This window comes from Streptomyces fractus (assembly GCF_049844455.1).
Classification (GTDB): Bacteria; Actinomycetota; Actinomycetes; order Streptomycetales; family Streptomycetaceae; genus Streptomyces; species Streptomyces fractus.
The window spans coordinates 261,693-286,413 of the sequence record NZ_JBMYHI010000001.1 but is presented as its reverse complement, the minus strand read 5'-3'; the positions used below and the strand labels follow the sequence as shown (position 1 = coordinate 286,413).

Below are 24,721 nucleotides of genomic sequence, written 5' to 3'. Positions count from 1 at the left end.
CAGGCATGCACTTTGCCAAGGCCCTGCAACATTCTAGCCACGGCGAGAAGGGGTCCCCTATCACAATCAGCCGCAGCTTGGGTAGCCCCAAATGGGCAATCAATGCGATTATTGATTCCAATACTGATGGCCCGAGCGCTTGGCAATATCTCCATTAGTGGCAGAGGATTCTGCTTCCGACGCTCTAGTGTTGATATCGGGCCGTATTGCTGTCCATTCAAGAAATGTCACCGAGGGATCATGCGCCAAGAAATAGCCACCTGGAATTGCCCAATGAAGGGCGGCTTCACAATCGTTGGAGATGAGCTCGGCCCCGTACCTTCCCGGCGCGGCACGTTTCCGCCTCGATCCCCGGAAGGCAGCAGATGAGCAGCCAGGACATCGAAGCACCGCCAGAGGCGTCGCTCGCCCCTGCGGAGCTGGCCGCCCGGCACGGCCTCACGATCAGCGGCGCACGCGCGTCACTTCCCGCGTACGTGGGCCAGTTGTGGTCGCGACGGCACTTCATCATCGCCTTCTCACGGGCCAAACTCGCCGCGCAGTACAGCAAGACCAGCCTCGGCCAGCTCTGGCAGGTCCTGACCCCACTACTCAATGCGGTCGTCTACTACTTCATTTTCGGTAAGTTGCTCGGCACCGACAGGGGCATGGAACACGGCATGTACGTGCCGTTCCTGGTGACAGGCATCTTCGTGTTCGACTTCACCCAGTCCTCCTTGACGTCGGGCATGAAGTCGATCTCGGGGAACCTGGGCCTGGTCCGCGCGCTGCACTTCCCGCGGGCCTCGCTGCCGATCTCGTTCGCACTGCAGAAGTTCCAGCAGCTGCTGTACTCGATGATCGTAGTGTTCGGGTTCTGCATCGCGTTCGGCAACTACCCGTCCTGGACGTGGCTGCTCGTCATCCCAGTGCTGCTCCTGCAGTTCGGGTTCAACACCGGACTCGCCCTGGCGTTTGCCCGCCTCGGCGAGAAGACCCCGGACCTGGCCCAAGTGATGCCGTTCGTGATGCGCACCATGAGGTACGCCTCGGGCGTCATGTTCAGTCTCCCGGTCTATCTGGAGGGCCGGGACATTCCCACCTGGCTGCTCGACGTGCTGCAGTGGAACCCGGTGGCCATCTACATGGATCTGTGCCGCTACGCACTGATCGACGGTTACGGCGCGGAGAACCTGCCGCCGTACGTCTGGGCGTTCGCCGCGGGCTGGGCCGTCTTGCTTGCAGTCGGCGGGTTCATCTTCTTCTGGAAGGCTGAGGAGCGTTACGGCCGTGGCTGACACTCTGACCGCCGATACGATCGCTACGAGCGACGCCGATACCCGCATCTCCACCGTCATCGCCGATGACGTCCACATCGTCTACCGCGTCAATGCCGGAGGCGGAGGCAAGGGCGGCGCGTCTGCCGCACTCAACCGCATCGTCGGCCGCAAGAAGCCGGCCGCAACGCGGGAGGTGCACGCTGTGAGAGGTGTGTCCTTCACCGCCTACCGCGGCGAGGCCATCGGCCTGATCGGCTCCAACGGCTCGGGCAAGTCCACCCTGCTGCGCGCCGTGGCGGGCCTGCTGGCCACTGAGAGCGGAAGGATCTACACCGACGGCCAGCCCTCCCTGCTCGGCGTCAACGCCGCCCTCATGAAGGACCTGACCGGCGAGCGCAACGTCATTCTGGGCGGCCTGGCCATGGGCATGAGCCGCGAACAAATCAAAGAGCGCTACCAGGAGATCGTCGACTTCTCCGGCATCAACGCCATGGGCGACTTCATCAGTCTCCCGATGCGCACGTACTCCGCAGGCATGGGCGCCCGTCTGCGCTTCTCCATCGCAGCCGCCAAGGACCACGACGTCCTGTTGATCGACGAGGCGCTCGCGACCGGCGACAAGGAGTTCCAGAAGCGCTCCGCGGCCCGCATGCGCGAACTGCGCGAGCAGGCCGGGACGATCTTCCTGGTCGCGCACAGCAGCAAGTCGATTCGTGACAACTGCGACCGCGTCCTGTGGCTCGAGCACGGCGAGCTCCGGATGGACGGCCCCACGGATGAGGTCCTCCCGGAGTACGAGAAGTTCACCGGGAAGTAGCCGCGCGCCCACCGAAGGCAGGAGCGCTGTCTTCGTTTACGGGCATGTCAGAGATCAGACTTCCCCGATGGTCACAGCGCTGTGACCATCGGGGAAGTCTTGTAGAACGAGCCGGACAGGGAGATCCAGGCGTAGGGGCCGCCGGTTCCCGTCAAGGTCGAGGTGCCTGCCACGTCGATCTGGCCGGGCTGACTGATCACCTTGATCGTTCCGTCGGTGTAGACGTCGCAGCGCACCAGGCCCAGTGTCTCGGCGCCCTCGGTCGAGGCGGCGTAGATGCCGTCCTGCGTTGTAGCGGGCCGGTACTCCTCGGGCAGGGCGGCGATGATGTCGCCGCTCGTGAACCCGCCGTCCTTGGACAGCCGTCCAAACGTCTCGACTTTGTTCCCGTTCAGGCACACGAAGCCCTGCCCGGTAACTCCTTCACCGAGGGTGAGGTTGGCCCACTCTCCGGCGGGTGCGGGGGCAGTCTGCTGGCCGAGTTGCCACTCGATCAGCGACATCGTGTACAAGTCGCTGCTGCCGCAGGTGAATCCCGCGACCAGGCTGACACTGCCCAGGTCGTTGGGGTTCGGGGTCCGGATCGCCACACCGGCGGGCTCACGGTATGCGACCTCACCCATCAAGGCCGTAACCGAGGTCGAGGAGACGCGCTTATCGGCCTTGTCGGTGATCAGGTCGTAGACGCGGATGTCGCTGTAGCCCTCAGGGGAAGCGGTCAGGCTCTCGCCGTACCACACGTACAGATAGTTCCCGTACGACACGAAGCCCTGCGAGGGCCCCGCGTCGGCGGAATCACTCTCGGCAGTGACGCTCGCCAGCGGCCGGAACACTCCCTGGTAGGCGTCATCAAGGTCGTACACGGTGTATTCGCGCACACTCGTGCCACCGGGCGTACGTGCGTAGATCAAGCGCCGGCTGACAGGATCGATGTTGCAGGCCACCCACCGGTCGTACCCGACCGCAGGCCTGAAGCGCGCCCCGCTGTGCGTATCGATGTCCGCGTTGTCCAGGACCCCGCCCGGCTGGTAGTCGAAGTAGCCGACCCTGGTGGAGTAGCCCGTTGTCCCGTTCGTGTAGGCGTCGACGCCGGTCCACAGTTTCACCGTGTCGTCGGGGCGGGCATCCGCACCGAACTGGTCGCCATAGCCGATGCCGCGTACGTGCATGCAGTCCTGCAGGGTGCCGCTGGTGTCCAGGCGGGAAATCGTCATGTCACCGGCCGCCTTACGTTCGGCGTACGAGAGCGGGGCGGTCTCGCCGGACAGCGTGATGCCGCCCTCGGTGATCTGCATTGTGTAGATGTGGCCGTTGACATCGTCAAACGCCATGGCCTGCATCCCCGTCGTGGCCTCGGCCAGCGGCTTGTTCAGCAGCAGCGTGTCCGGCTCGGCGGCGGCGTCCACACGGGAGGTGATGGCTGGAAAGAACTGACGGCGGGGGCTGCTGTTGGCGGGGGTGGTGTTACCCGGCCACGTGATGATCGTCGGGCCCCAGTCCTCTCCTGGTGGAATGGAGTTGAAACCTGCGCCCAGCACCCAGGACGAGAGGCTGTCCGTGTCGGCCAGCCATACGGTCACGCCCTCGGGCTCGCGCATCGTGTCCTGCCCGTCCAGCAGGTCGTCGACGAGGACGGACTCCGCCAGCCGGCCGGTGGTGAAGTCGTAGCGGAGCATGACCGTAGAAACCCTGGGCCCATACGATTCAAGATCGGTACTTTCCCTGGGCAGCATTTTCCCGGTCCATACGTACAGGTAGTTGCCGACCGCAGTGACGCCCTGCATGGGGATGTCCTTGCCACGCTCCATGGAGATCGTCGCGATCTCCTCGAACACTCCCTGGTAGGCGTCGTCGAGGTCGTAGAGGGTGTGGTTCCAGGTGAGCTGGTCACTGTCGGTGTAGGTGTACAGCAGGTGGCGGGTGGTCGGGTCGATGGCCGCGGCCGCCCACACCACCGGTTCCCCGGTCGGCATGAAGCTGGTGATCTGGTTGCTGTCCAGGGCGGTGGTGTCCGACGGTTCGTAGGGGAAGTAGCCGATTTTCGTGGAGTAGGCCAGCTTGCCCTCGACGTAATCCGACGCGTCAGTACCCGTCCACAGGTTCACCGTGCCGTCGGGCAGCGAGTCCACCGCGATCGCCAAGGCGTGGCCGACACCGCGCACGTACATGCGGTCGATGTAGGTGCCGTCCATTGTCCTACGGATGATGACCAGGTCACCGGCCCACTTGCGCTCATCGTACGGAATCGGGGCGGTCTCGTCGTCGAGCTGGACGTTGTCCCCGATGATCTGCGCGATGTACACGTTCCGGTTGACGGAATCGACAGCGAAGGACTCAAACGCGCCATCGTCGGGCGTGGTCACGTTACGGAACAGCACCTCCGCATCCGCCGATACATCCGCCCAGGAGGAAGCGTCAGCCTGGTACAAGTGCAGTGCGTCTTGTTGAGAGCTGGTCATCGTACCGCCCGCGAACGGACCGGTGGGAACCATGGCGAACCTCCCATTTGATGGGTGCACTTGGCACTTGCCAACCATACGAGAGTGCCGATCCTTTCCCGATAAGCCCATCGTGGCGGCCGGGAGTTGAGGTAGTAGCTCCGGACCATAACGTGGACGTTCCACGTACGGCCGTGATGCGGCCGGTAGCACCCTCTCGTTCTCTCCGAAGGAGCCGGCCTTGGGCAGGCCTCGGTAGCGGGAGCGGCGCAGACCGAGAGCGCGTACGGCCTGGGAGTGGAGGGCCTCGACGCCGGCGCGCGTCGCGTAGCGGTCCTTCCACTCCCGGCTGTGCTGATCGGTCCAGTTGGCCAGCTGGATCTCGTGGAGTTCGCGGGTGGGTTGCAAGGTCACCGACCGCGGCCGGTCGACGGTGCGGGTGCAGCGCGGGCGCTGGGGGCAGCTCCGGCAGGTAGCGGTGGGGAAGGAAGCCTGTAGGTAAGGGCGCTGATTGAGGGTCAGTGGTTTCCAGGGCAGACTCTTGTGACCGGCCGGGCAGGTGAGTCGGCGGGTGTCCCAATCGGCGCTGAAGGCGGCCTTGCCGAAGGCTGGGTCCGGGGGTGCGGTGCGGCCCGAAGCAGTGGGGATCGGGTCGGTCAGCGTGACGCCGTGGGCCTTTCGGGCGTGGGCGATCCGGGCGGGGGTGGGGTAGGCCGCGTCCACCAGGTGCTCGGCAGGGAGCAGGCGCACAGCAGCAAGATCGGCGTGGATTTCCGCCAGAAGGGTGCCGTCCTGGACCGGGGCGATGGCGGCGGTGGCGTGCACCACGATCTCGGGACGGTCGTCGTCGCAGCACTCGGTCAGATGTGCCCGGTATCCGCTCCACTCGAGACCGTTCTTGACGTAGTAGTGCGCGTCGGTGTCGTACGGGGAGTCGAAGCGCAGGCTCGCCGGGGGCAGGGCATGGCCATCGCGCCAGCACAGCGTCCCGGCCGGATCCCAGTAGAAGTGGTGCGTGAACACCTGCCGCAGCGTCTCGACCTGGTGCAGGCGCCGCAGCCGCGATGGCGCGTCGGCCTGCCATACGGCGGCCAGCAGACGGCGTCCGTCTTCGCCGAAGGTCTCGGCGAGTGCGGTGACGCCGGCCGCACCGCCGGGTACCTTGCCGATCTCTACGCGGTGCCCGTAGCGCTTGTCCCAGCCCGGCTGGATCAGCGAGGTCAGGAAGTCCGGGTCCTGGCGGGCCAGTTCCTCCAGCGCCGCCCGCACGCTCTCACCCACCAGCTCCAGGCGGCTGGTGCGACGGACCACGGCCAGCACATGGGTGGCGTCGGTGCGCTGTCGCCCGACCGGCCTTGACCAGCCCGGCGGCCACCAGCCGCTCCAGCATGACGTTCAACAGCCGGTCCGCCGCGTCGTTCTCGGCCGGCCGGGCCCGGAACTCGCACAGCACCGAATGATCAAAACCGGGATCATCCAGGTCCAGGCCGAGCGCGTGTGAAGTAGGCCGCCGACGAGGTGCCCCTGGCTGGGGTCCTTTTCCGACGGCCCCTTCCCGAACCGGGCATGCGGCTTGTCACCGCACCCGGCTCTTCGGTCTCGTGCTTCGTGAACTGCCGCGTGTGGGACGTCCGGCGTGGATGTCCTGGTGGCAGCTTTGGCAGACGACCAGTGTCTTGCGACGGCGCGCGGCCATCGTCTGAGCCCAGACAGATCGCCGGGGCCGCCCCTTGACGTGCAGGTCTTTGAGGTGACGGATGTGATGGACTTCCACATCCCTCCGCGAGCCGCAGAGTTCGCAGACGTCGGCCAGGAGCCGTTGCAGCAGCTCTGTCCGGTCACCATTCCAGACCTTGTGGGGCTGGTCGTCGAGGTGTCTGACCTTGATCCTTCGCTTCAGCGAGATCCCACCCCACTGGGCCGCCAACGGCGGCCGTCCGTCGCCACGTTCGACGGTGACCCGCAGCCCCTTGCGAGGACCGTGGTCGGTCTGGAGCACGGCATGGTAGCGCCGGTAGACCTTGGGGACGGTGGTGCGGTGCTTCTGCGCCAGAGTCTTGGTCAACGAGAACTCCATGACGTACTGCAGCCGCCGCAAGCGGTGGCGGTTGTAGGCCAGTTGGTAGTACTCCGCGATGCCGCGGAACTCGGCCTGGTACTGGGCGATGATCGAGAAATCACTGTTGACCATGCGCCCTGGCATCCGGGCCGGTCGGCCATGGTGGAGGTAGGGACGGCACCTGGCGTGGACGACGTCAGCCGGCACCTTCAGCCCGATCTGTGCATTGATGCTGCGGCGACCGCGCCGGTCGTGCTTGCTGTCATTGTCCAGGACCACGATCTCGTAGCCGAGGAACCGGGCGGCCTGCGTCCGCCCGTGGGTGATCAGGGTCAGTTCCAGCATGAGCTCGTCGCGCAGGAACCGGCCGACCTCCTCCTTGATCTGCTCTGCTTCCTGCTTGGGTCCGGTCAAGCCCAGCATCCAGTCGTCGGCATAACGGATATAGCGCAGGCGCCGGAAGCCGGGGTCATTCACGTCCTTGGAGGGCATGCGCTGCATCTGCTTGCGCAGCTGTCGCACCTCCTCGACGCGGTGGTTCCGCCGGGCTGTCTCAGTCGCGTGCATGATCCGTGCGTATGCCGGGTTCTGGTCGCGTCGGGCTCCCCGGTTATAGGCAGGCAGCAGTTTCGCCTCGATGTACTTGTCCAGCCGGTCCAGGTAGATATTGGACAGAATCGGCGAGATCACACCGCCTTGCGGCGAACCGCTCAACGTCGCGTGATAGCGCCACTGTTCCAAGTACCCGGCCTGGAGCAGTCCGTCGACCAACCGCAAGAAGCGGTTGTCATGGATCTTCTCGGCCAGGATCGACCGCAAGACCTGGTGGTCGAGTCGGTCGAAGCACTGGGCGATGTCTCCCTCGACGAACCATGTAGTGCCACGCCATCCGGTGTAGATCTCTTGCAGGGCGGTGTGGCAACCCCGGCCAGGCCGGAAACCATGGGAATGATCGGAAAACTGCGGCTCGTAATACGCCTCAAGCAACAAACGCATCACCTCTTGCAACAGCTTGTCCGACCAGGTCGGCAGACCTAGACCGCGCCGACGTTTCGGCGCTCCCTTCTTCTCGATGTAGACGCGGCGTGCCGGAGACCAGCGATAACGCTCGGACCGGAGCAGGTCGATGATCGCCTGGATCTTTGCCAGGCACATGCCGTCCACGGTGTCGGCGGTACTGCCCGGTGTCATCGCCCCGCGGTTGCGGTAGATCCGCCCGTAGGCGACCAAGTACAACTCCGGGTTGAACAGACACCGGTAGAGACGTTCCAGTGGCAGCCTCTTCCTGCCGCGCTCACGAATGATCTCCAGGAGGGCTTCGGCGCTCTGCATTACGCATACCTCACCATCACCGTCGATCTGCTGACACCTGTGCCCCTTGGCCCTGCGGACGGCTTTCCCGTCCTCCCTGGTGGGGCGTGACTCCCACGACTACTACGGGCACTCCGTCGCCGTAGGGCTCGCGCCCCGTAGGCGATCCCGCATTCCCCTTGCGCTGGACGTATCGAGCGTGACGTAGGCGGCCTGTCCGTCCCCTTGGGCGGGCTCGCTGCCCGCTGTCCACCGGCCGGAAGGATTGAGGCGGCGGAAATAGGACCGCCCGATACCGGTGGCTGCGACTACAGGCATCGTGTCGCAGGACGTACGACTTGCGTCCCTGGAGACTCGGCTTCAAACAGTATGGCCTTCGCCGTATCACGCGGGCCTCGCACAGCAGGGTCTTCGATGCCTTCGCAACCCTCCATGCTTTCCCGCCATGCTTTGGTCCCCTCGCGCTTTCGCGTCCAGGTCAGACGGGTGACCCTGAGGCCACCTCCTTCCGAGCCCCGGCTCCCTGCGGGAGCGATCCAGCGCCGAGTGAAACGGCGCACACTTCCAGTCGATGCGGGTGCGCACCGCCCGAACTGCGGCCCGGTCGGAGAGGTTCTCGGTGAACTGCAGCACCGACACCAACGCCAGCTGCCCGGCGACAGCGCCGGACGGCCGTCGGCAGAGTACAGATCAGCGAAGTCCTCATCGGCGAAGACCACATCGAGTCGGTCCCGGAATCAGCATCGCCACCGTCCCCCTCGGACACGCCGCCCTGGCCGTCCGCTGAGTCTCCACCGGGATCTGCTGGTAGCTGCGCAGTGTCAACGACATTGACCCCACCCCCACCCCCTCACCCTGCAGTACAGCGCCGAAGAAGGAACCACGCCACACCCCCGAAGATCGCCAACAGAGTCACGGCATTGGCGTTAAGCGCCCTCTTGCCGAGCTCTTCTCTGCCAGCCGGGCTACGATGTAACGCGTGCTGGCCGCACACGGACCTCGGACTCGACCGCATCACGGCCGGACCATGGAGGTGCCCGCGCCGTGGCCCGGTGCCTCTCAAGTCCCAGCCATCACACTGGACTTATCTGGAAATTACCGTGTCAATGGGCGTGCCGGCCTGCTCAAAACCCCTCTGAGCTGCGCGCATTTACGTGTCAGAGCGTGCGCTGAGCTTGACTCTGTCGGGGATCTTGGAGCTGGCAGGTCAAGTCCCCAGGGTGCGCCAGGATTTCGGCCGGGGTATCTCGCGTTGATCGAGGTAGCTCTGGAAGGCAGTCGGTCGCCGGGGTGTGGGGGCTTGTTCGGTCGGTGGTAGTCCGCTGAGGTGCTCAATGTTGACGGCGATGGCCGTCAGGACGTGCTGGACGTGGGCCTTTCCCTGTCCTCGGTAGCGGCAGCGTCGCATGCCGTGTCCGTGGGCGAACTCGTTGACCGTGCCCTCCACTCCGGAGCGGACGGCGTAGCGGGCCTTCCATTCGGGCGTCTGTTGCTCGGTGCGGACGCGGAGTTGCAGGTCGCGGAGCTCTCGTGGAGGAAAGCCCACGGTGCGGTGGGTTTCGCGGGAGGTGGTGCACTGAGCGCGAGCCGGGCAGGGTTGGCACTGGCTCTTGGTGAACCGTGCCACGATCAGCGGGGCCGCGGTGGGTGAGGAGGTCGGGTAGGGGCCATGCCAGCCCGCGCTGACCTGCCCCTGGGGGCAGGTGACCTGCCGACGCTCGAAGTCGATGTGAAAGTCGTCCCGGGCGAAGCCCTCGCCTCGGCGGTGCTGGCGGGTGGGGTTGCTCTTCAGCGGCCCGGAGACGGTGACCTGGTGGTCGCGGGCGGCCTGTTCCAGGTGGGGCAGGAAGGTGTAGCCGGCGTCGACCAGGTGCTCGGCGGGCAGCAGGCCGCGTCGGGCGAGACGGGTGTGGATGCCCGGCAGGATCTGGCTGTCGTGGGTGGTAGCCGCTGTGGTGGCCACGTCAGTGATCACGTTGGGGCCATCCGCAGCACAAGTCTCGGTCAAGTGGGCGGAGAACCCCTTCCAGCTGATGATGTGTCCGTGCCGTGCATAGCGGGCCGAGGTGTCGTAGGGCGAGACGATCGCCCGCGACGAGGGCGGCAGCCCGGGTCCGTCTTCCTTCTCGGCCGTGCGCCAGCGCAGGTGTCCTGCGGCGTCATGGTGGTAGTTCTGCACCATGATCTGGCGCAGAGCCTGGACACGGGGACCGGACGTGCGGTCCGTGCCGTGCCGGTAGAGGTGTTCCAGGAGCCGGACGGCGTCACCTCCGGTGGCAAGGATCCGGGTCTTCGGTTTGGTGGGGTTCTTGCCCAGGCGGACCGGCCGGCCGTAGCGGCGCCCCCAGTCCTCATCGACCAATTCATCGAGCAGGTGCGGGGCGCTGCCGACGACTTCTTCGAGCGCGGCGCGGACCGCCTCGGTGATCAGCTCCAGGCGGGTCAGGTCACGCACCGCGGCCAGGACGTGGGTGGAGTCGGTTCGCTGCGTGGTGCGCTCGCGCACCAGACCGGCCTCCTTGAGGCGGGCCAGCGCGAGGTCCAGGAGCCGGTCAGCGCGGTCGTCCTCGGTGAGACGGTCACGGAAGTCAGCCAGCACGCTGTGGTGGAAGCCGGGATCGTCCAGCTCCATGGCCATGGCGTACTTGAAGTCGATGCGACAGCGCACCGCCTCGGCCGCCTGCCGGTCCGACAGTCCGAGCAGGAACTGCAGCACGCAGACGGTGGCCAGCTGTGCAGGTGAGAGACCCGGGCGCCCGTCGCGGGGATACCAGTCGGCGAAGTCCTCGTCGCACCACAGCCCATCGAGGCGGTCGCGTACCCATATCGCCGTCGTACCACCCGGGTTGCTCGCCCGCGCGACCTGCGCAGTCAGAGACGGGACGTGCTCACCGGAACGCGGGCGCAGGGACAACGGGCACCTCGACAACTGCATCGGTCGGCGGAACCACCCGAGCATGCCCGTTGATCATGCTGCCACGCCGGGAAACTCCAAGATCCCCGACAGAGTCAACGCCGGGCCACAGAAGCGCAGATCAGCACCCTGCTGGAGGCACACCCTAATGCGGTGTGAAGGTCCGCACCCGCCTAGAGAAGCGAGTGCAGTCTGACAGTTGGGACTGGGTGCCCTTGTCTCCGTGACCTGTGGGGTCTCAAAGAAGAGCGACTCTGTTCCGGTGGTGAGCTTCGTGGCGGTGCGGTGGGCACCGGGGTGACTCCGAACCCTCTGCGGCACTGTGATGCCTATGGAAAGACCGGGAGCTCCCGGTGCTCTCCGGCCGCCGCGAAACTTCCCGGCCGGCGGTACGCGTTGAACATCGTGGTGCGAGCCCGCCGCACGGTGACCTCTTGCCTTTCCCCGCGAGCCGGTGAGCTCTGGGCAAGAACGGGGCCCGTGCGGTGCGCTGGTGTCACGAACGGCTAGTGAGATGGCGGACCGAGGAGTCCTGGCATTAGGGAGCCGCGTGACCCGCTTGCGCTCGCCACCAGCGCGAACGACCGGACGAAAGGCATGAACATGAACGTGTTCTGCGGGATCGACTGGGCCGAAACCCACCACGACGTCGCCCTGATCGACGACTTGGGCTCGGTGCTCGCCAAGACCCGCATCACCGACGACACGGCCGGCTACCAACAACTGCTGGATCTGCTCACCGAGCACGGAGACAGCCCTGACACACCGATACCCGTGGCGATCGAGACCTCCCGCGGCCTGCTGGTTGCGGTGTGACGGCGGCCATGACAAGCTCCCCATAGGCGGCCATTTACCGCCCCACTGATGGCCACGGGATTCCCCGCGTACGGCCAGATTTCTCCCCGCTCGCCCCGACAGGTCCTGCTCGGCGAGGCTCGAGCGGGTGAAGAACAGCAGGGAGATCATGGAAATCCTTGAGGCGTATGACCTCACGGGGAGTTACCGTGCCGCGGCCGAGCTGGCCGGGTGCGACCACCACACGGTGGCCCGTTATGTGAAGATGCGGGCGGCCGGGCAGAACCCTGGCCAGCACCGTCACCGGGCGAGGGCGATCGACGACTACCTGCCGAAGATCGAGGAACTGGTGGTCCGTTCGCAGGGCAAGGTCCGTGCGGACGTGGTGCACAAGCGGATCACTGCGATGGGCTTCACGGGCGGGGAACGCACCACCCGCCGCACCGTCGCCGAAGCGAAAGCCCAGTTCAGGGCGGGTCGGCGTCGGATCTATCGGCCGTGGGTGACCGAGCCGGGGCTCTGGCTCCAATACGACTTCGGCGACGGCCCGGTGATCAACGGCCGCAAGACCACGCTGTTTTGCGCTTGGCTCGCGTGGTCGAGGTTCCGGATCGTGATCCCGATCTGGGACAAGACGCTGCCGACGATCACTGCGGCTCTGGACGCGACGTTCCGCCGGCTCGGCGGGGTCCCGGCGTTCGTGCTCACGGACAACGAAAAGACGGTCACCACCGACCACGTCGCCGGGATCGCGGTCCGCAACCCGGAGATCGTCGAGGTCGCCCGGCACTACGGCACGACCATACGAACGTGTCTGCCGGCGGATCCGGAGACCAAGGGCGGCTCGGAATCGACCGTGAAGATCGCGAAGGCCGATCTCGTCCCGAAGGACGTGAACCTCCGCGAGAACTACAAGAGCTTCGGAGACCTCGAGGCGGCCTGCCGGGCCTTCTGCGACGAGGTCAACTCCCGCACTCACCGGGCGACTCGGCGCAAACCGTCCGAGCGGCTCGCGGAGGAACGGCAGCGTCTTCACCCGTTGCCGCGCGAGCCATTCACCGCGACTTTCGGCATCACCCGCCGGGTCACCTGGGAGTCGACGATCTCGGTCGAGGCGGTCCGCTACTCGGTCCCGCACGAGCTGATCGACACCCGCGTCTGGGCCCGCTTCCACGGCGACGAACTGATCGTCACCGCCGTCGACGAGGACGGGTCGGCCCGCGAAGTCGCCCGCCACCGCCGCGGCGAACCTGGCAGCCCAGTCCTGGACGACGGCCACTATCCGCCCCGCGAGGACAAGGAAGCCGACCGCACCCCGCGGGCCACCTCGGCCGAGGAAGCCGCATTCCTCCAGCTCGGCCCGGGTGCTGCCAGCTGGCTGATCGAGGCCGGGGCAGCTGGAGTCCGCCGGATCAAGGCGAAGATGGCCGAGGCCGTCGCCCTCTCAAAGCTCTACTCAATCGCGGAAGTCGACCGCGCACTCGGCACCGCTGCGGTCACCGCCCGCTTCGCGGACAAGGACCTGCTCTCGATCCTCGACTACCAGTCCGTCCACGGGATCACCGAGCCGGTCCGCCGCAGCGAGGCCCACTCGCTGCAGCCCGGCACCTCCGCCTGGTCCGCCCTCGGCGCCCCCGCCCCGAACGCTGCTGATCTGTCCGAGCACGACGAAAGCGACCTCGCCTGATGGCCACCCCTCTTCGCACCGTTCCCGGCACCAACGGCGACCCGCTCGCCGAGGCCATCGAGCTCACCAAGCGCCTCAAACTCCCGCACATCCGCAGGTCGTTGACCGACATCATCCCCACCGCGAAAGCCCAACGCTGGGACCCCGCCGAGGTTGTCCGCGTCCTGCTCGCGGAAGAAGCCGCTGGCCGCGACCGCGCTAACCTCCACACCCGTCGCAAGCGGGCCGGCTTCCCCACCGGCAAGACCTTCGGCGACTGGCACGAGAACAAATCCTCCATACCCCGGGCCACACAGGACGCGCTCAAGAGCCTGGAATGGGTCGGCCGCCGGGAGAACTTCTGCATCTGCGGGCCCTCGGGGACGGGAAAGTCGCACTTCACCGAGGCTCTCGGACAGACCGCGGTCGAAGCCGGCCTGACCGTCGCCTGGTTCACCATCGAGGACCTCGGAGCCCTGGTCCGCCGCCATCGCGCGGACGACTCCATCGCCCGAGCCCTCGCCAAGATCGTCCGTTCGGACCTGATCATCGTCGACGACATCGGGCTGCTGCCCGTCTCCGAGGACGCCGCCGAAGGCTTCTATCGCCTGGTCGATGCCGCATATGAACGACGCTCGATCGCGGTTTCGAGCAACCTTCATCCCTCGGGATTCGACGAGATCATGCCCAAGACTCTGGCCACCGCGACCGTCGACCGTCTTCTCCATCACGCCCATGTCACCGTCACGCAGGGTGACTCGTTCAGGTTCACCGAAGCCACCACCGGAAAGGGAGTGAAGCCCTTCAGCTGACCCACACCGACCGAGGGCGGGGAGATATCTGGCCGCCACCGGGGAAGTTCCACTGGCCGTCAGTGGGGAGAACTACTGGCCGCCTCTGGGGAGAACTACATGGACTCTCCTATGATGCGCAAGTCGATGGGGGTGGGCTGTCGGCTCTGTTGAGATGGCGGTAGATCTGGCGTGCGAGATAGCGCTTTAGGCTCCGCCGAATCTCCTTGCTGGTGCGGCCTTCAGCGGTCCGGCGTTCGACGTATGCGCGGGTGTCGGAGTCGTGGATCATGCGGCTGACTGTGGCCATGTGCAGGGCTCGGTTCAGGCGTCTGTCTCCACCGCGGTTGAGTCGGTGGCGCACGGTGTTCCCCGAGGAGGCAGGGATCGGGTTCACGCCGGCCAGGCAGGCGAAGGCGGCTTCGGAACGCACCCGCCCGTGGTGGGACCAGGCCGTCATCACGACAGCTGCGGTGACGGGCCCGATCCCGGGTTTGTCCAGCAGCCCCGCGGCCGGCGTTGCCCGCACCAACGCTGTCATCGACTTCACGTTGGCGCTCAGTTCCTCGTCGAGGGCGACGATGCGCTTGGCCAGGCGCATGGCTTCCGCCCGAGCAGCCATCGCTGCGACAGGCTCTTCGCGGGTGCGCCAGCGGGAGATTTCGAGAATTTGCCGACCGTTTAGTGCCCGACGCCCATCGATGCCGAGGTCCACGGCCCGGACCAATGCGTTCAGCGCGTTGACGTGCGCGGTCCGCTCGTCAGTCATCTGGTCTCTGGCAGTCACCAGAACGCGTAACGCGGCGCGTTCTCCCTCGTCGGCGCGAGGGTGGCGCAGCTCGTGCTCCTCGAGCGGGAGCGCGGCCTCGGCCATGCGCCGTGCGTCGATCGGGTCGGACTTGCCCTTGCCGCGATGTACCCCCATCCGAGGTGCTTCGATGACCTGGTAGCCGGCGTCGGCGACGGTGCGGGCGAACTGAGCGCCGTAGGTCGCGATGCATTCCATGACCCATAGTGCGGTGAGGTCGCCGCCGGTGCGGCGAGCGGCCCAGGCAACCGCCCGGGTCATGCCGGATCTGCTGGTGGGAAACTCGGCCGTATCGAGCAGTTCGCCGGTCGGGGCGGCCAGGACGACCAGGACATGGTTGCGGGCGTGGGTGTCTACGCCGATGACGTACGGGTGGCTGTGCGCGACGATCGTCACGGTGGTCGGGTGCCTTTCCCTCCGGGGACCAACGGTTCGGCCGCTGACGGCCGGCGTCGGTCTGGGTGAGAGTCACTCCGGGCCAGGACTGTGACGGGCCACGCCGTGAACGGCGGGCAATCTCCTGATCAGGACACCGAGGTGGGCCAGAGCGGCGTCGGCTCCCACCACGTCGGACAAGTCCATGCGAAGGCACCTTCTGAGGGCCACCGTTGACAAGAGTCACGACACGGCGGGACGACCGACACCACCCTGGCAGCCGATCCCAGACCGGCCACCCCGAGTCTCACAGCCGTTGACAGCGGTGCTGCGCACTGTCAAGCGGCAGGTCTTCGCGATCAACCCGCTCGCCGCCGCCCGCTACCGCGACCGGCACAGCGTCTCGCGCAAGAAGTCTGACCCCGGCGACGCCCTGGTGCTGGCCAACATCTTGCGCACCGACCTGCACATGCATCGGCCACTGCCCGCCGACAGCGAACTCGCGCGTTCCATCGCCGTGTTGGCCCGCGCCCAGCAGGATGCCGTCTGGAGCCGCCAGCAGCACGCCAACCAGCTGCGCTCGCTGCTGCGCGAGTATTACCCGGCGGCCCTCGCCGCGTTCGCCACCGGCCGCAAACGTGGCCTGGCCCACCCGGAGGCCCGCGCCGTCCTGGCTCTGGCTCCCACCCCGACTGCCGCCGCTAGGCTGACCAAGACACAGATTCAGGCCGCCCTCAAGCGGGCCGGCCGTCGGCGATATACCACCGCCGAGACCCAGCGCCTCCAGACAATTTTCCGGGCCGAGTACGCCCATCAGTCACCCCTGGTGGAAGAGGCCCTCGGACGGCAGATGCTGGCCCTGCTCGGGCAGCTCGACGCAGCGGCACAGGCCGCAGACGACCTCGCCGAGGCGGTCGAGGCGTCTTTCCACCAGCACCCGGACGCTGAGGTGATCACCAGTTTCCCTGGGCTGGGCTCACTCCTCGGCGCCCGGGTCCTGGCCGAAGTCGGCGACGACCGCAGCCGGTTCGCCGACGCACGGGCCTTGAAGTCATACGCCGGATCGGCCCCGGTCACCCGGGCCTCTGGCAAGAAGCGCCACGTCGGCCGCCGGTTCGTCAAGAATGACCGACTCATCCACGCGGGCTACCTGTGGGCGTTCGCCGCGATCACCGCCTCGCCCGGCGCTCAGGCGCACTACCGGCGCCGACGTGAGCACGGCGACTGGCACGCATCGGCGCAGCGCAACCTTTTCAACCGCATGCTCGGCCAGCTCTATCACTGCCTCCAGCAGAACATTCCGTTCGACGAACAACATGCCTTCACCCCCTTACCCCAAGCCGTTTCCGCTTGACGGCTTCAAGCCGTGAGATGTCTTTCCCAGGTCCTGATCTCGATGCCGGGAGTCGCGGTCAGGACCGCCGCCACCTTGCTGGTCACCGTCGGCGACGGCACCAGCTTCCCCACCGCAGGACACCTCGCCTCCTATGCCGGCCTCGCCCCGACCACGAAGACGTCGGGCACCTCGATCCACGGCGAACACGCACCCAGGGGCGGCAACCGCGTCCTCAAACGCGCCATGTTCCTCTCCGCGTTCGCCGCCCTGCACGACCCCGCCTCCCGCACCTACTACGACAATTGCCGGGCCAGAGGAAAGACCCACACCCAAGCCCTCCTCCGCCTCGCCCGACAACACATCAACGTGCTCTTCGCGATGCTCCGCGACGGCACCTACTACGAACCCCGAACCCCACGCACAGCTTGACCAAGGACATAGAGCCCCCCCCCCCCCCCCCCCGCGCCGTGACCACCGCAGCGGGCTCCGTCGAGGTCACCGCTCCGCGTGTGAACGACAAGCGGGTCGACGAGGCCACCGGCGAGCGCAAGCGGTTCTCCTCGAAGATCCTTCCGCCCTGGTGCCGCAAGTCCCCCAAGATCAGCGAGGTTCTGCCGCTGCTCTACCTGCACGGACTGTCCTCCGGCGACTTCGTGCCCGCGCTGGAGCAATTCCTCGGCTCCTCGACCGGCCTGTCGCCGGCGACGGTGACCCGGCTGACGAAGCAGTGGCAGGACGACCACACCGCCTTCCAGCAGCGCGACCTGTCGGCCAGCGACTACGTGTACGTGTGGGCCGACGGCGTCCGCCCCAAGGTCCGCCTCGGCCAGGCCCACTCCTGCGTCCTGGTCCTCATGGGCGTACGCGCCGACGGCTGCAAGGAACTCATCGCGCTGGCCGAGGGACTGCGGGAATCCACCGAGTCCTGGGCCGACCTCCTGCGCGACTGCAGCCGACGCGGCATGACCGTTCCCGAACTCGTCGTCGGCGATGGCGCGATGGGCCTGTGGCGGGCCCTCGCGGAGGTGTTTCCGCAGGCCAGACACCAAAGGTGCTGGGTTCACAAGATCCGTAATGTCGTCAACGCCATGCCGACGTCGGTGCACCCCGGCGCGAAGAAGGCCCTGCAGGAGATTTACAACGCCGAGGACCGCGCCCACGCCGAGAAGGCGGTCAGGGAGTTCGAGCGGGCCTACGGGATGAAGTGGTCCAAGGCGACGGCGAAAGTGACCGGCGAGGTCGACGAGCTCCTGGCGTTCTACGACTTCCCGGCCCAGCACTGGGTCCACCTCAGAACGACCAATCCGATCGAATCGACCTTCAGCTCGGTCAAGCTCCGGACCAAGGTCACCCGCGGCGCGGGCAGCCCCGCCGCCGCGCTGGCCATGGTCTTCAAGCTCGTCGAGTCCGCCCAGGAACGCTGGCGCGCGATCACCGCACCCCACCTCGTCGCCCTCGACCGCGTCGGCGCCCGCTTCGAGAATGGCATCCACGTCGAACACGAGGAAACTCACGCAGCCTGAACTACCTCACGATCCACAGGTATTGACAATTGCTCACCGGACGCGGTGAACTGCAGTGGCTCCGCCCCAGCCGGGCTGTGCTGCAGAACATGCTGCGTCACCCGATCTATGCCGGGGTTTATGTCTACGGCCGCAGCCGCACAGATCCCCGGCGCCGCCGTGAGGGACGGCCCTTCACCGGCCGGGTTCGCCGTCCGCGCGAGGACTGGCTGGTCTATCTCCCCGACACGTTGCCCGCCTACATCGGCATCGAACGGCACGAGCGCAACCTGGCCCGGCTGGAGGCGAACAAGGCCAGGTCGGAGAGTATGGGAGCGTTGCGGGACGGGCCGGCTCTGCTGGGCGGGCTGATCTTCTGCGGCCAGTGTGGAACCCGGATGACGGTGCGCTATCAGAGGGCGTTAAGTCCGTTTCTGGTAGCGGCCTCGTCCCGGCTGGGTGAGGAAGCCTTGGCGGAGGAGACGTGCGAGGCGGGCGCGAGTGACGTTGATCAATGCCTCGTCGGTGGGCATGCCGAGGAGTTCGTGCAGCTCACGCGCCCGGAACTCCCGGTCGGGATGCTCGTTGAAGGCGTTCACGATGGCCTGGTAGGCGCTGTTCGTTTCGGGCGGTTCGGGGGCGCCTGGGGCCGGTGCGAGTTCCGTGATGACCTTCCGGGCGGTCGCCAGGTCGGCGAGCCGTGCTTCGGCCTCCGCCAGAGCGGCGGTCAACTGCTCGATCTGGTCGTGCAGTTCGCCGATACGGGCTGCGGTCGTGTCGTGCTGGGCTGGAGGTCGACGAGGAGTTCGGTGATGTTCACGCGGTCAGCTCGAAGGTGTCGCGCCAGGCCGGGCTCGGGGTGGTGAGGCGGCGGGTCATGTTCGCGATCGAGGCCCAGTAGACGCGCGAGGCGGAGGTGTCGGGGCGGTGGTCGCACTCGCGGGCCAGGCGGCGGTGCAGCATCAAGGTGCCGTTGACCTGCTCCACGATCCACCTTTTCGGTTGGGGGGCGAAGCCTTTGCCCTGGTCGTCGGGGTTGCGGCGGACGACCTCGACGTCGATGTCCAACAGGGCGCCGTGGATGAGGACTTCGTCCTTGAAGCCCTGGTCGACCAGGGCCTTCTCCAGCCGGTTGCCGCACCTCTCGGCCGCCTGGTCGAGCAGGGTGGTGCCGGCCGTGTTGTCGTGGGTGGAGGCGGCCAGCACGACGACGCCGATGATCAGTCCCAGGACATCGACGGCGAGTCCCCGCTTGCGGCCCGACACCTTCTTGTTCGCGTCCAGCCCCGTCGTGACCTTGGGGACACCCGCGGCCGCGCGCACGGACTGGGTGTCGATGATGACGAGGGACGGGTCCTCTAATCGGCGGGCCTTCTCCCGCACCTGGCAGCGCAGAAGCTCCTGGATGCGCTGGTCAAGCCCGTCCTCGCGCCACAGGCCGAAGTAGTAGAACACCGCGGACCAGGCCGGGAAGTCGTGAGGCAGATAGCGCCACTGGCAGCCCGTCCGGTTCTGATAGAAGATCGGGTTCACGACCTCCCGCAGGTCACAGGACCCCGGATCGCCGGTCGCCGACCGCTTCACCCGGCCCTGCTTCCAGGCCGTGATCATCGGCTCGATCAACGCCCACTGCTCGTCCGCTAAGTCACTCGGGTACGGATCTCTCTTCACGCCCCGCACCTCAGCATGGACATGCTCACCAGGCGGCCCGCGCGACGATCAGTCCCACGATCGAGCGATCACGAACCGAGGAAGATCGGACTTAACGCCCTCTCAAAAGTCAACAACTCGTACTACACCCGGAGATCTTGGGTCTGTCAGAGGACGTTCGCGTCGTTAGGGCTTGGGGGAAGCCCCGTCAGCCGGCGCGACCAGGAGGTCGTGAAGAAGGAGTTCTGGGAGATCTTCGACACCGCCGAGCTCGGCCTGCCGCCCGGCCAACAGCTCGTCGACATCGTCCAACGCCGCATCGACGACTACGCCACCCGCTGGGAGAAGACGTATCCGGCGGCGGTCACGTCCCTGCTCACCGACCGGAGTTCGCTCACCGCCTACCTGAGGTTCCCCACCGAGCACCACAAGCGGATCCGGCACTCGAACTTCATCGAGCGGACCTACGGCGAAACCCGGCGACGGGTGAAGGTCATCGGCCGGCTCCCCGGCGAGACCTCCTGCATCTCCCTCGCCTTTGCCATCCTGGACCGGGCGGCGTCCGGCTGGCGTGGCTTCACCACCACCCCACCGGTATGCGCCAACTCGAGCCCACGCGCCAGGACTTGCTCCATCCCGCCGACGTGATCCACCTCGCACCCCCGCCCCAGCGTGTCCCTCACCAAGGCCGCGTAACATTAACCCCACGAAACCCGTTCGTGAGCGCTTTTACACCACACACTGGACGCGACCCGCGAAAGAGGCGAGGTTGCGTGCGGCGTTGTCGTCCCGGTCGGTGACCAGGGGGGCAGGCCGCATTCGTGGGTCCAGATGTGCAGCGGCAGTCGGTTGACTTGCTCGTCTCCCCGAAGGGAGGCGAGGCGAACAGGTCAAGACGGTTCGTCCGCCCCAACTGTCGCCGCGTCGGGAGAAGTGCGCGACTTGACCTCTCTGAAGATGCTGAACGCGGCGGCCACCAGCGGTACCGCGAGCAGCATCCCGAGGATGCCGGCGACCGCCGCGCCCGCCGTGATCGCCAGCATCACCATCGCGGGGTGCATCTGGACGGTGCGCGACTGGATCATCGGCTGCAGGATGTGCCCCTCCAGCTGCTGCACGGCGAGGATCACCCCGAGCGTCCACAGGGCGATGACCAGCCCCCGGTCGGCGAGCGCGACCAGCACGGCGACGGCCCCGGACAGCGTCGCGCCGAGGTAGGGGATGTACGCGCCGACGAAGACCAGCGCGCCGAGCCCGACCGCCCCCGGCACCTGAAGGATCAGCAGTCCGACGGTGATGCAGACGGCGTCGATGAGCGCGATGAACGTCGTGCCGCGCATGAAGCCGGAGATCGCCTCGAAGGCCCGCCGCCCCATCGCCTCCATGATCTCACCGTTGCGCGGTGAGACGGTGGCCGCGAGCCCCTTGGCCCGGTGGGAGTCCTTGAGGAAGAAGAAGGTGAGCAGCAGTGCGAGCACGCTGGTGGCGAGCAGCGAGCCGAGTGCGGAGAGGCCGGTGAGCACCCCGCCCGCCAGGTTGGCGCCCCACTTGCCGACCTGTTCCTTGGCGTTGTCGCCAAGGTTTCCGAGGCTGTCGAGGCCGACGTGGTCGCCGGCCTGCCGTAGCGAGTCGACGATCTGGTCGCCGGTGTCGATGAGCGCATGTACCACGATGTATCCGGCCCCGCCGACGACGGCGACGAGCGCGACGCAGGTGAGCATCGCGGCCAGCGCCCGCGGGACTTTCAGCCTGACCAGCCACTCGAAGACCGGGGCGAGCAGCGCGGTGCCGAGCAAGGCGAGCAGTACCGGGGTGACGACGGAGACGAATACGCCGCACAGCCAGATCAGGACACCAGTGGCGCCGGCGACGAGGATCAGTACCGCGCACCAAGCCGCAGCGCGGAGTGTGAATTCCGGGATGAGCGGACCCTGTTTCTGCATGATCTCCAGCCGAGCACAGGCGATGGGTTGAGCTCCAGAGTCGTTGGTCATGAGCTGCACCGCGTTTCGTAGCAGTTGCACGCAGGCCGGCTCACAGTCGTGAGTACGCCTCCAGGAATCCCAGGCTCTGCCGGGTGACGGTCCGTGGCACCCCGCATCGTTCGAGGAGATCGGCGACGCCCTTGCAGGCGCGGTCCTCCTCGGTCCAGCCCTCGGGCAGCCGGGAGATCAGGTCCAGAACGGCGTCGCTGGGCCTCTCCTCGTGGATCGAGAACCCGCTCGGTCCGTCCTCGATCCACCACAGGATCTGTTCCCGTCCGTCGATGGCGAGCAGGCACATCTCTGGGATGGCGTCGGCGAGTTCGGCGAGCCCTTGGGCATCCGGGGCGAGCTGGGCCATGGTGGCGAAGGCGTCACCGAGACTCGGGGTGATGTGGATGCAGGCCATGTCGGGACGTCAGCTTCCTTGGATGCGGGCGAGGATCTGGTCCAGTCCCTCGGGGGGTACGAGCACGTCGCGTGCTTTGGATCCGGTGGTCGGTCCGACGACCCCGCGCGATTCCATCAGGTCCATCAGTCGTCCTGCCTTGGCGAAACCGACCCTGAGTTTGCGCTGGAGCATCGAGGTCGAGCCGAACTGGCTGGAGACCACCAATTCCGTGGCGGAGAGCAGAAGGTCCATGTCGTCGCCGATGTCCTCGTCGATCTGCCGCTTGGACTGTTCCGCGCCGGTGACGTCCTCCCGGAAGACCGGGGCGAGCTGGTCTTTGCAGTGCGCCACGACGGCCGCGATCTCGTCCTCGGTGACGAAGGCGCCCTGCATGCGCTGTGGTTTCCCGGCGCCCATCGGCAGGAAGAGGCAGTCGCCCTTGCCGATCAGTTTCTCGGCGCCGGGCTGGTCGAGGATGACCCGGGAGTCGGCGAGGGAAGAGGTCGAGAAGGCCATGCGGGAGGGGACGTTGGCCTTGATCAGGCCGGTGACGACGTTGACCGAGGGCCGCTGGGTGGCGAGGACCAGGTGGATGCCGGCGGCGCGTGCGAGCTGGGTGATCCGGACGATGGAGTCCTCGACGTCCTTCGGTGCGACCATCATCAGGTCCGCCAGTTCGTCGACGATCACCAGGAGGTAGGGGTACGGGGTGAGTTCGCGGTCGCTGCCGTCGGGGGGTTGCACCTTGCCGTCGCGGACGGCGGCGTTGAAGTCGTCGACGTGCTTGTAGCCGAACGCGGCGAGGTCGTCGTAGCGCATGTCCATCTCGCGTACGACCCACTGTAGTGCTTCGGCGGCTTTCTTGGGGCTGGTGATGATGGGTGTGATGAGGTGCGGGATGCCTTCGTAGGCGGTGAGTTCGACGCGTTTGGGGTCGACCAGGATCATCCGTACCTGGTCGGGGGTGGCTCGCATCATCACTGAGGTGATCAGGCAGTTGATGCAGGAGGACTTGCCTGCGCCGGTGGCGCCGGCGACGAGGACGTGCGGCATTTTCGCCAGGTTGGCGACGACGAAGGAGCCTTCGACGTCCTTGCCGAGGGCGACCGTCATCGGGTGGTCCTGCGTGATCATTTCCTGGGAGCGGACCACGTCGCCGACCATCACCATCTCGCGGTCGGTGTTGGGGATTTCGATGCCGACCGCGGACATGCCGGGGATCGGGGAGATGATGCGGACCTCGGGGCTGGCGACGGCGTAGGCGATGTTCTTGGTGAGGGCGGTGATCCGCTCGACCTTGACCGCCGGTCCGAGTTCGACGACGTAGCGGGTCACGGTGGGGCCGCGGGTGAAGCCGGTGACCTTGGCGTCGACCTTGAACTCGGTGAAGACCGCGGTCAGTGACTCCACGATGTCGTCGTTGGCCTTCGAGCGGGCCTTGGGTGGTCCGCCCTGTTCCAGGAGCAGGGGGTTGGGCAGGCTGTAGGGTGCGCCGGCCATCAGCTGGAGCTGCTCGGTGCGGGTGGTGAAGAAGGAGTCGTCGACCGGCGGTGGTGCCTGGCGGGTGAGGTCGCGGATGGTCCCGGGCATGGTGTCGCCGTCGGGCCTGGGGACGACGGGGGGCATTTCGTTGGTGGTGACGACGGGGAGGGTGAGGGTGCTCTCCGGGTCCATGCCGTGCAGGGTGGAGGGCAGGGGTGCCTCGGGCAGGAGGGCGTCGGGCAGCAGTTCGCGGGCGGCCACCAGGTCGGCGGTCAGGCCCGGGGACTCGGTGGCCACGACGGTGGTGGGGCGTTCGGCTCGGAGTTCGGCCTCGCGTTCGGCCTCTTCTGCGCGTTCGGCCTCGACATCGGCGCGGCCGTCGCCCGCCACCCGCCGGCCGGCCGCGCGGGCGTAGTCCAGGGCCTCGTGCAGCGAGGTGCCGGTGGCGACCAGGAGGCCGAGGAGTGCGAACATCAGCAGGATCATCACGGTGACGACGCTGCCGACCGAGCCGACCAGTGGTACCGACATGACCCAGCCGATGAGGCCGCCGGCGGCGCGCAGTGCGTCGGAGCCGTCGGAGCGGACCGGGGTACCGTGTGCGACGGCGACCAGCCCCTCGGCGGCCAGAAGGATCATCACGGTGCCGAGCAGTGCCCGGTTCTCGGCCGGCCTGGCCTCCTCACGGCGCATGCAGCGCATACCGATGTAGAAGAAGAGGAACGGCGCGAGGATGTCCAGGCAGCCCATGGCGCCGGTGACGGTGGCGGTGAGGAATCTGCCCAGCCAGCCGTCCAGGGTGAACCAGGTGTTCACGGCGACGAAGCCGGATGCCGCGAGCACCGCGAACCCGAGGGCGTCGCGCCGCAGTTCGGGGTCGAGATGGACGAGCGTCTCGCAGGTGGCGCGGACCAGGGCGGCCAGGCCCCGGAAGATGCCGCCTATCAGCCGTCCGACGAAGCCGAGCAGTGCGGGCCCCCCTCCGGGCGCGGGGGCCTTGGCGGAGGTTCGGGATCGGGCCGCCGGTTTCCGCTTCGCCCGAGTGGCCGGCTTGCGCTTGGCAGCGGGCTTCTTCGCGGCGGTCGACGGCTTGCGCGTCGTGTTCCCCGTTGCCATGACCGTGGTGACTCCCCTCTCGGCCCCTC

16 protein-coding genes and 3 pseudogenes are annotated in these 24,721 nt (G+C 66.9%); 11 read left to right on the top strand and 8 right to left on the bottom strand.

The features are described from left to right. Positions 1–365: 365 nt before the first annotated feature. Positions 366–1,277 carry an ABC transporter permease gene (locus ACP4E5_RS01395; RefSeq protein WP_425824819.1) on the top strand — a complete coding sequence of 304 codons (912 nt, stop codon included), beginning with the start codon at positions 366–368 and terminating at the stop codon, positions 1,275–1,277. Then, positions 1,270–2,076, top strand: a complete 807-nt coding sequence (locus ACP4E5_RS01390; protein WP_425824818.1) for an ABC transporter ATP-binding protein — start codon at positions 1,270–1,272, stop codon at positions 2,074–2,076. The genes ACP4E5_RS01395 and ACP4E5_RS01390 overlap by 8 nt, the downstream gene beginning before the upstream one ends. 71 nt (positions 2,077–2,147) lie before the next feature. Here the strand turns inward: ACP4E5_RS01390 and ACP4E5_RS01385 are convergent, their stop codons facing one another. Continuing rightward, a complete protein-coding gene (locus tag ACP4E5_RS01385) occupies positions 2,148–5,537 on the bottom strand; it encodes a phage baseplate protein (protein WP_425824817.1) in 3,390 nt (1,129 codons plus the stop codon). Here ACP4E5_RS01385 and ACP4E5_RS01380 point away from each other — a divergent pair. Next, positions 5,526–5,873 (top strand): hypothetical protein, encoded by a 348-nt coding sequence (locus ACP4E5_RS01380; protein ID WP_425824816.1) that lies wholly within the window; start codon positions 5,526–5,528, stop codon positions 5,871–5,873. The genes ACP4E5_RS01385 and ACP4E5_RS01380 overlap by 12 nt on opposite strands. A 217-nt stretch (positions 5,874–6,090) precedes the next feature. On the opposite strand, the gene ACP4E5_RS01375 is transcribed toward ACP4E5_RS01380, so the two are convergent. Together ACP4E5_RS01375 and ACP4E5_RS01370 are read right to left on the bottom strand one after the other, a co-directional pair. Then, complete coding sequence (locus tag ACP4E5_RS01375) at positions 6,091–7,905, bottom strand: reverse transcriptase domain-containing protein (protein ID WP_425824815.1); 1,815 nt, start codon at positions 7,903–7,905, stop codon at positions 6,091–6,093. A 1,186-nt stretch (positions 7,906–9,091) separates the two neighbouring features. Beyond that, on the bottom strand, positions 9,092–10,798 hold the full coding sequence (locus ACP4E5_RS01370; RefSeq protein ID WP_425824769.1) for an IS1182 family transposase: 1,707 nt from the start codon (positions 10,796–10,798) through the stop codon (positions 9,092–9,094). A gap of 603 nt (positions 10,799–11,401) precedes the next feature. Between ACP4E5_RS01370 and ACP4E5_RS01365 the strand changes: the two are divergent. The 3 genes and pseudogenes from ACP4E5_RS01365 to istB all read left to right on the top strand — a co-directional run. Next, positions 11,402–11,608 (top strand): annotated as a pseudogene (locus ACP4E5_RS01365) (IS110 family transposase); the annotation flags it as partial. A 133-nt stretch (positions 11,609–11,741) separates the two neighbouring features. Continuing rightward, complete coding sequence (gene istA, locus ACP4E5_RS01360; protein ID WP_425824814.1) at positions 11,742–13,280, top strand: IS21 family transposase; 1,539 nt, start codon at positions 11,742–11,744, stop codon at positions 13,278–13,280. Then, positions 13,280–14,071 (top strand): IS21-like element helper ATPase IstB, encoded by a 792-nt coding sequence (gene istB / locus ACP4E5_RS01355; protein WP_327575771.1) that lies wholly within the window; start codon positions 13,280–13,282, stop codon positions 14,069–14,071. Before istA ends, istB begins: the two co-directional genes overlap by 1 nt. Positions 14,072–14,180: 109 nt before the next feature. Here the strand turns inward: istB and ACP4E5_RS01350 are convergent, their stop codons facing one another. Beyond that, positions 14,181–15,254 carry an IS110 family RNA-guided transposase gene (locus ACP4E5_RS01350; RefSeq protein ID WP_425824813.1) on the bottom strand — a complete coding sequence of 358 codons (1,074 nt, stop codon included), beginning with the start codon at positions 15,252–15,254 and terminating at the stop codon, positions 14,181–14,183. 124 nt (positions 15,255–15,378) lie between these two features. On the opposite strand from ACP4E5_RS01350, the gene ACP4E5_RS01345 reads away from it, so the two are divergent. From ACP4E5_RS01345 to ACP4E5_RS01330, 4 genes and pseudogenes are all read left to right on the top strand, one after another. After that, positions 15,379–16,587 (top strand): IS110 family RNA-guided transposase, encoded by a 1,209-nt coding sequence (locus tag ACP4E5_RS01345; RefSeq protein ID WP_425824948.1) that lies wholly within the window; start codon positions 15,379–15,381, stop codon positions 16,585–16,587. 21 nt (positions 16,588–16,608) lie between these two features. Then, positions 16,609–16,998, top strand: a pseudogene (locus ACP4E5_RS01340) (transposase); the annotation flags it as partial. Between the two features lie 32 nt (positions 16,999–17,030). Next, positions 17,031–18,092: pseudogene (locus tag ACP4E5_RS01335) on the top strand (IS256 family transposase); the annotation flags it as partial. Positions 18,093–18,121: 29 nt separating this feature from the next. Then, on the top strand, positions 18,122–18,937 hold the full coding sequence (locus ACP4E5_RS01330; RefSeq protein WP_425824812.1) for a recombinase family protein: 816 nt from the start codon (positions 18,122–18,124) through the stop codon (positions 18,935–18,937). On the opposite strand, the gene ACP4E5_RS01325 is transcribed toward ACP4E5_RS01330, so the two are convergent. After that, positions 18,888–19,742 (bottom strand): IS5 family transposase, encoded by an 855-nt coding sequence (locus ACP4E5_RS01325; protein WP_425824811.1) that lies wholly within the window; start codon positions 19,740–19,742, stop codon positions 18,888–18,890. The genes ACP4E5_RS01330 and ACP4E5_RS01325 overlap by 50 nt on opposite strands. A 15-nt stretch (positions 19,743–19,757) precedes the next feature. Here ACP4E5_RS01325 and ACP4E5_RS01320 point away from each other — a divergent pair, with 15 nt between their 5' ends. After that, entirely contained in the window at positions 19,758–20,369 is a 612-nt protein-coding gene (locus ACP4E5_RS01320) for a transposase (RefSeq protein WP_425824810.1), read from the top strand. Between the two features lie 242 nt (positions 20,370–20,611). Here ACP4E5_RS01320 and ACP4E5_RS01315 read toward each other — a convergent pair whose 3' ends face one another. From ACP4E5_RS01315 to ACP4E5_RS01305, 3 genes are all read right to left on the bottom strand, one after another. Then, positions 20,612–21,664 carry an AI-2E family transporter gene (locus ACP4E5_RS01315; RefSeq protein WP_425824809.1) on the bottom strand — a complete coding sequence of 351 codons (1,053 nt, stop codon included), beginning with the start codon at positions 21,662–21,664 and terminating at the stop codon, positions 20,612–20,614. Positions 21,665–21,755: 91 nt separating this feature from the next. Beyond that, positions 21,756–22,112, bottom strand: a complete 357-nt coding sequence (locus ACP4E5_RS01310; RefSeq protein WP_425824808.1) for a hypothetical protein — start codon at positions 22,110–22,112, stop codon at positions 21,756–21,758. 9 nt (positions 22,113–22,121) lie between these two features. Further along, positions 22,122–24,692, bottom strand: a complete 2,571-nt coding sequence (locus ACP4E5_RS01305) for a DNA translocase FtsK (RefSeq protein WP_425824807.1) — start codon at positions 24,690–24,692, stop codon at positions 22,122–22,124. Positions 24,693–24,721: the final 29 nt, after the last annotated feature.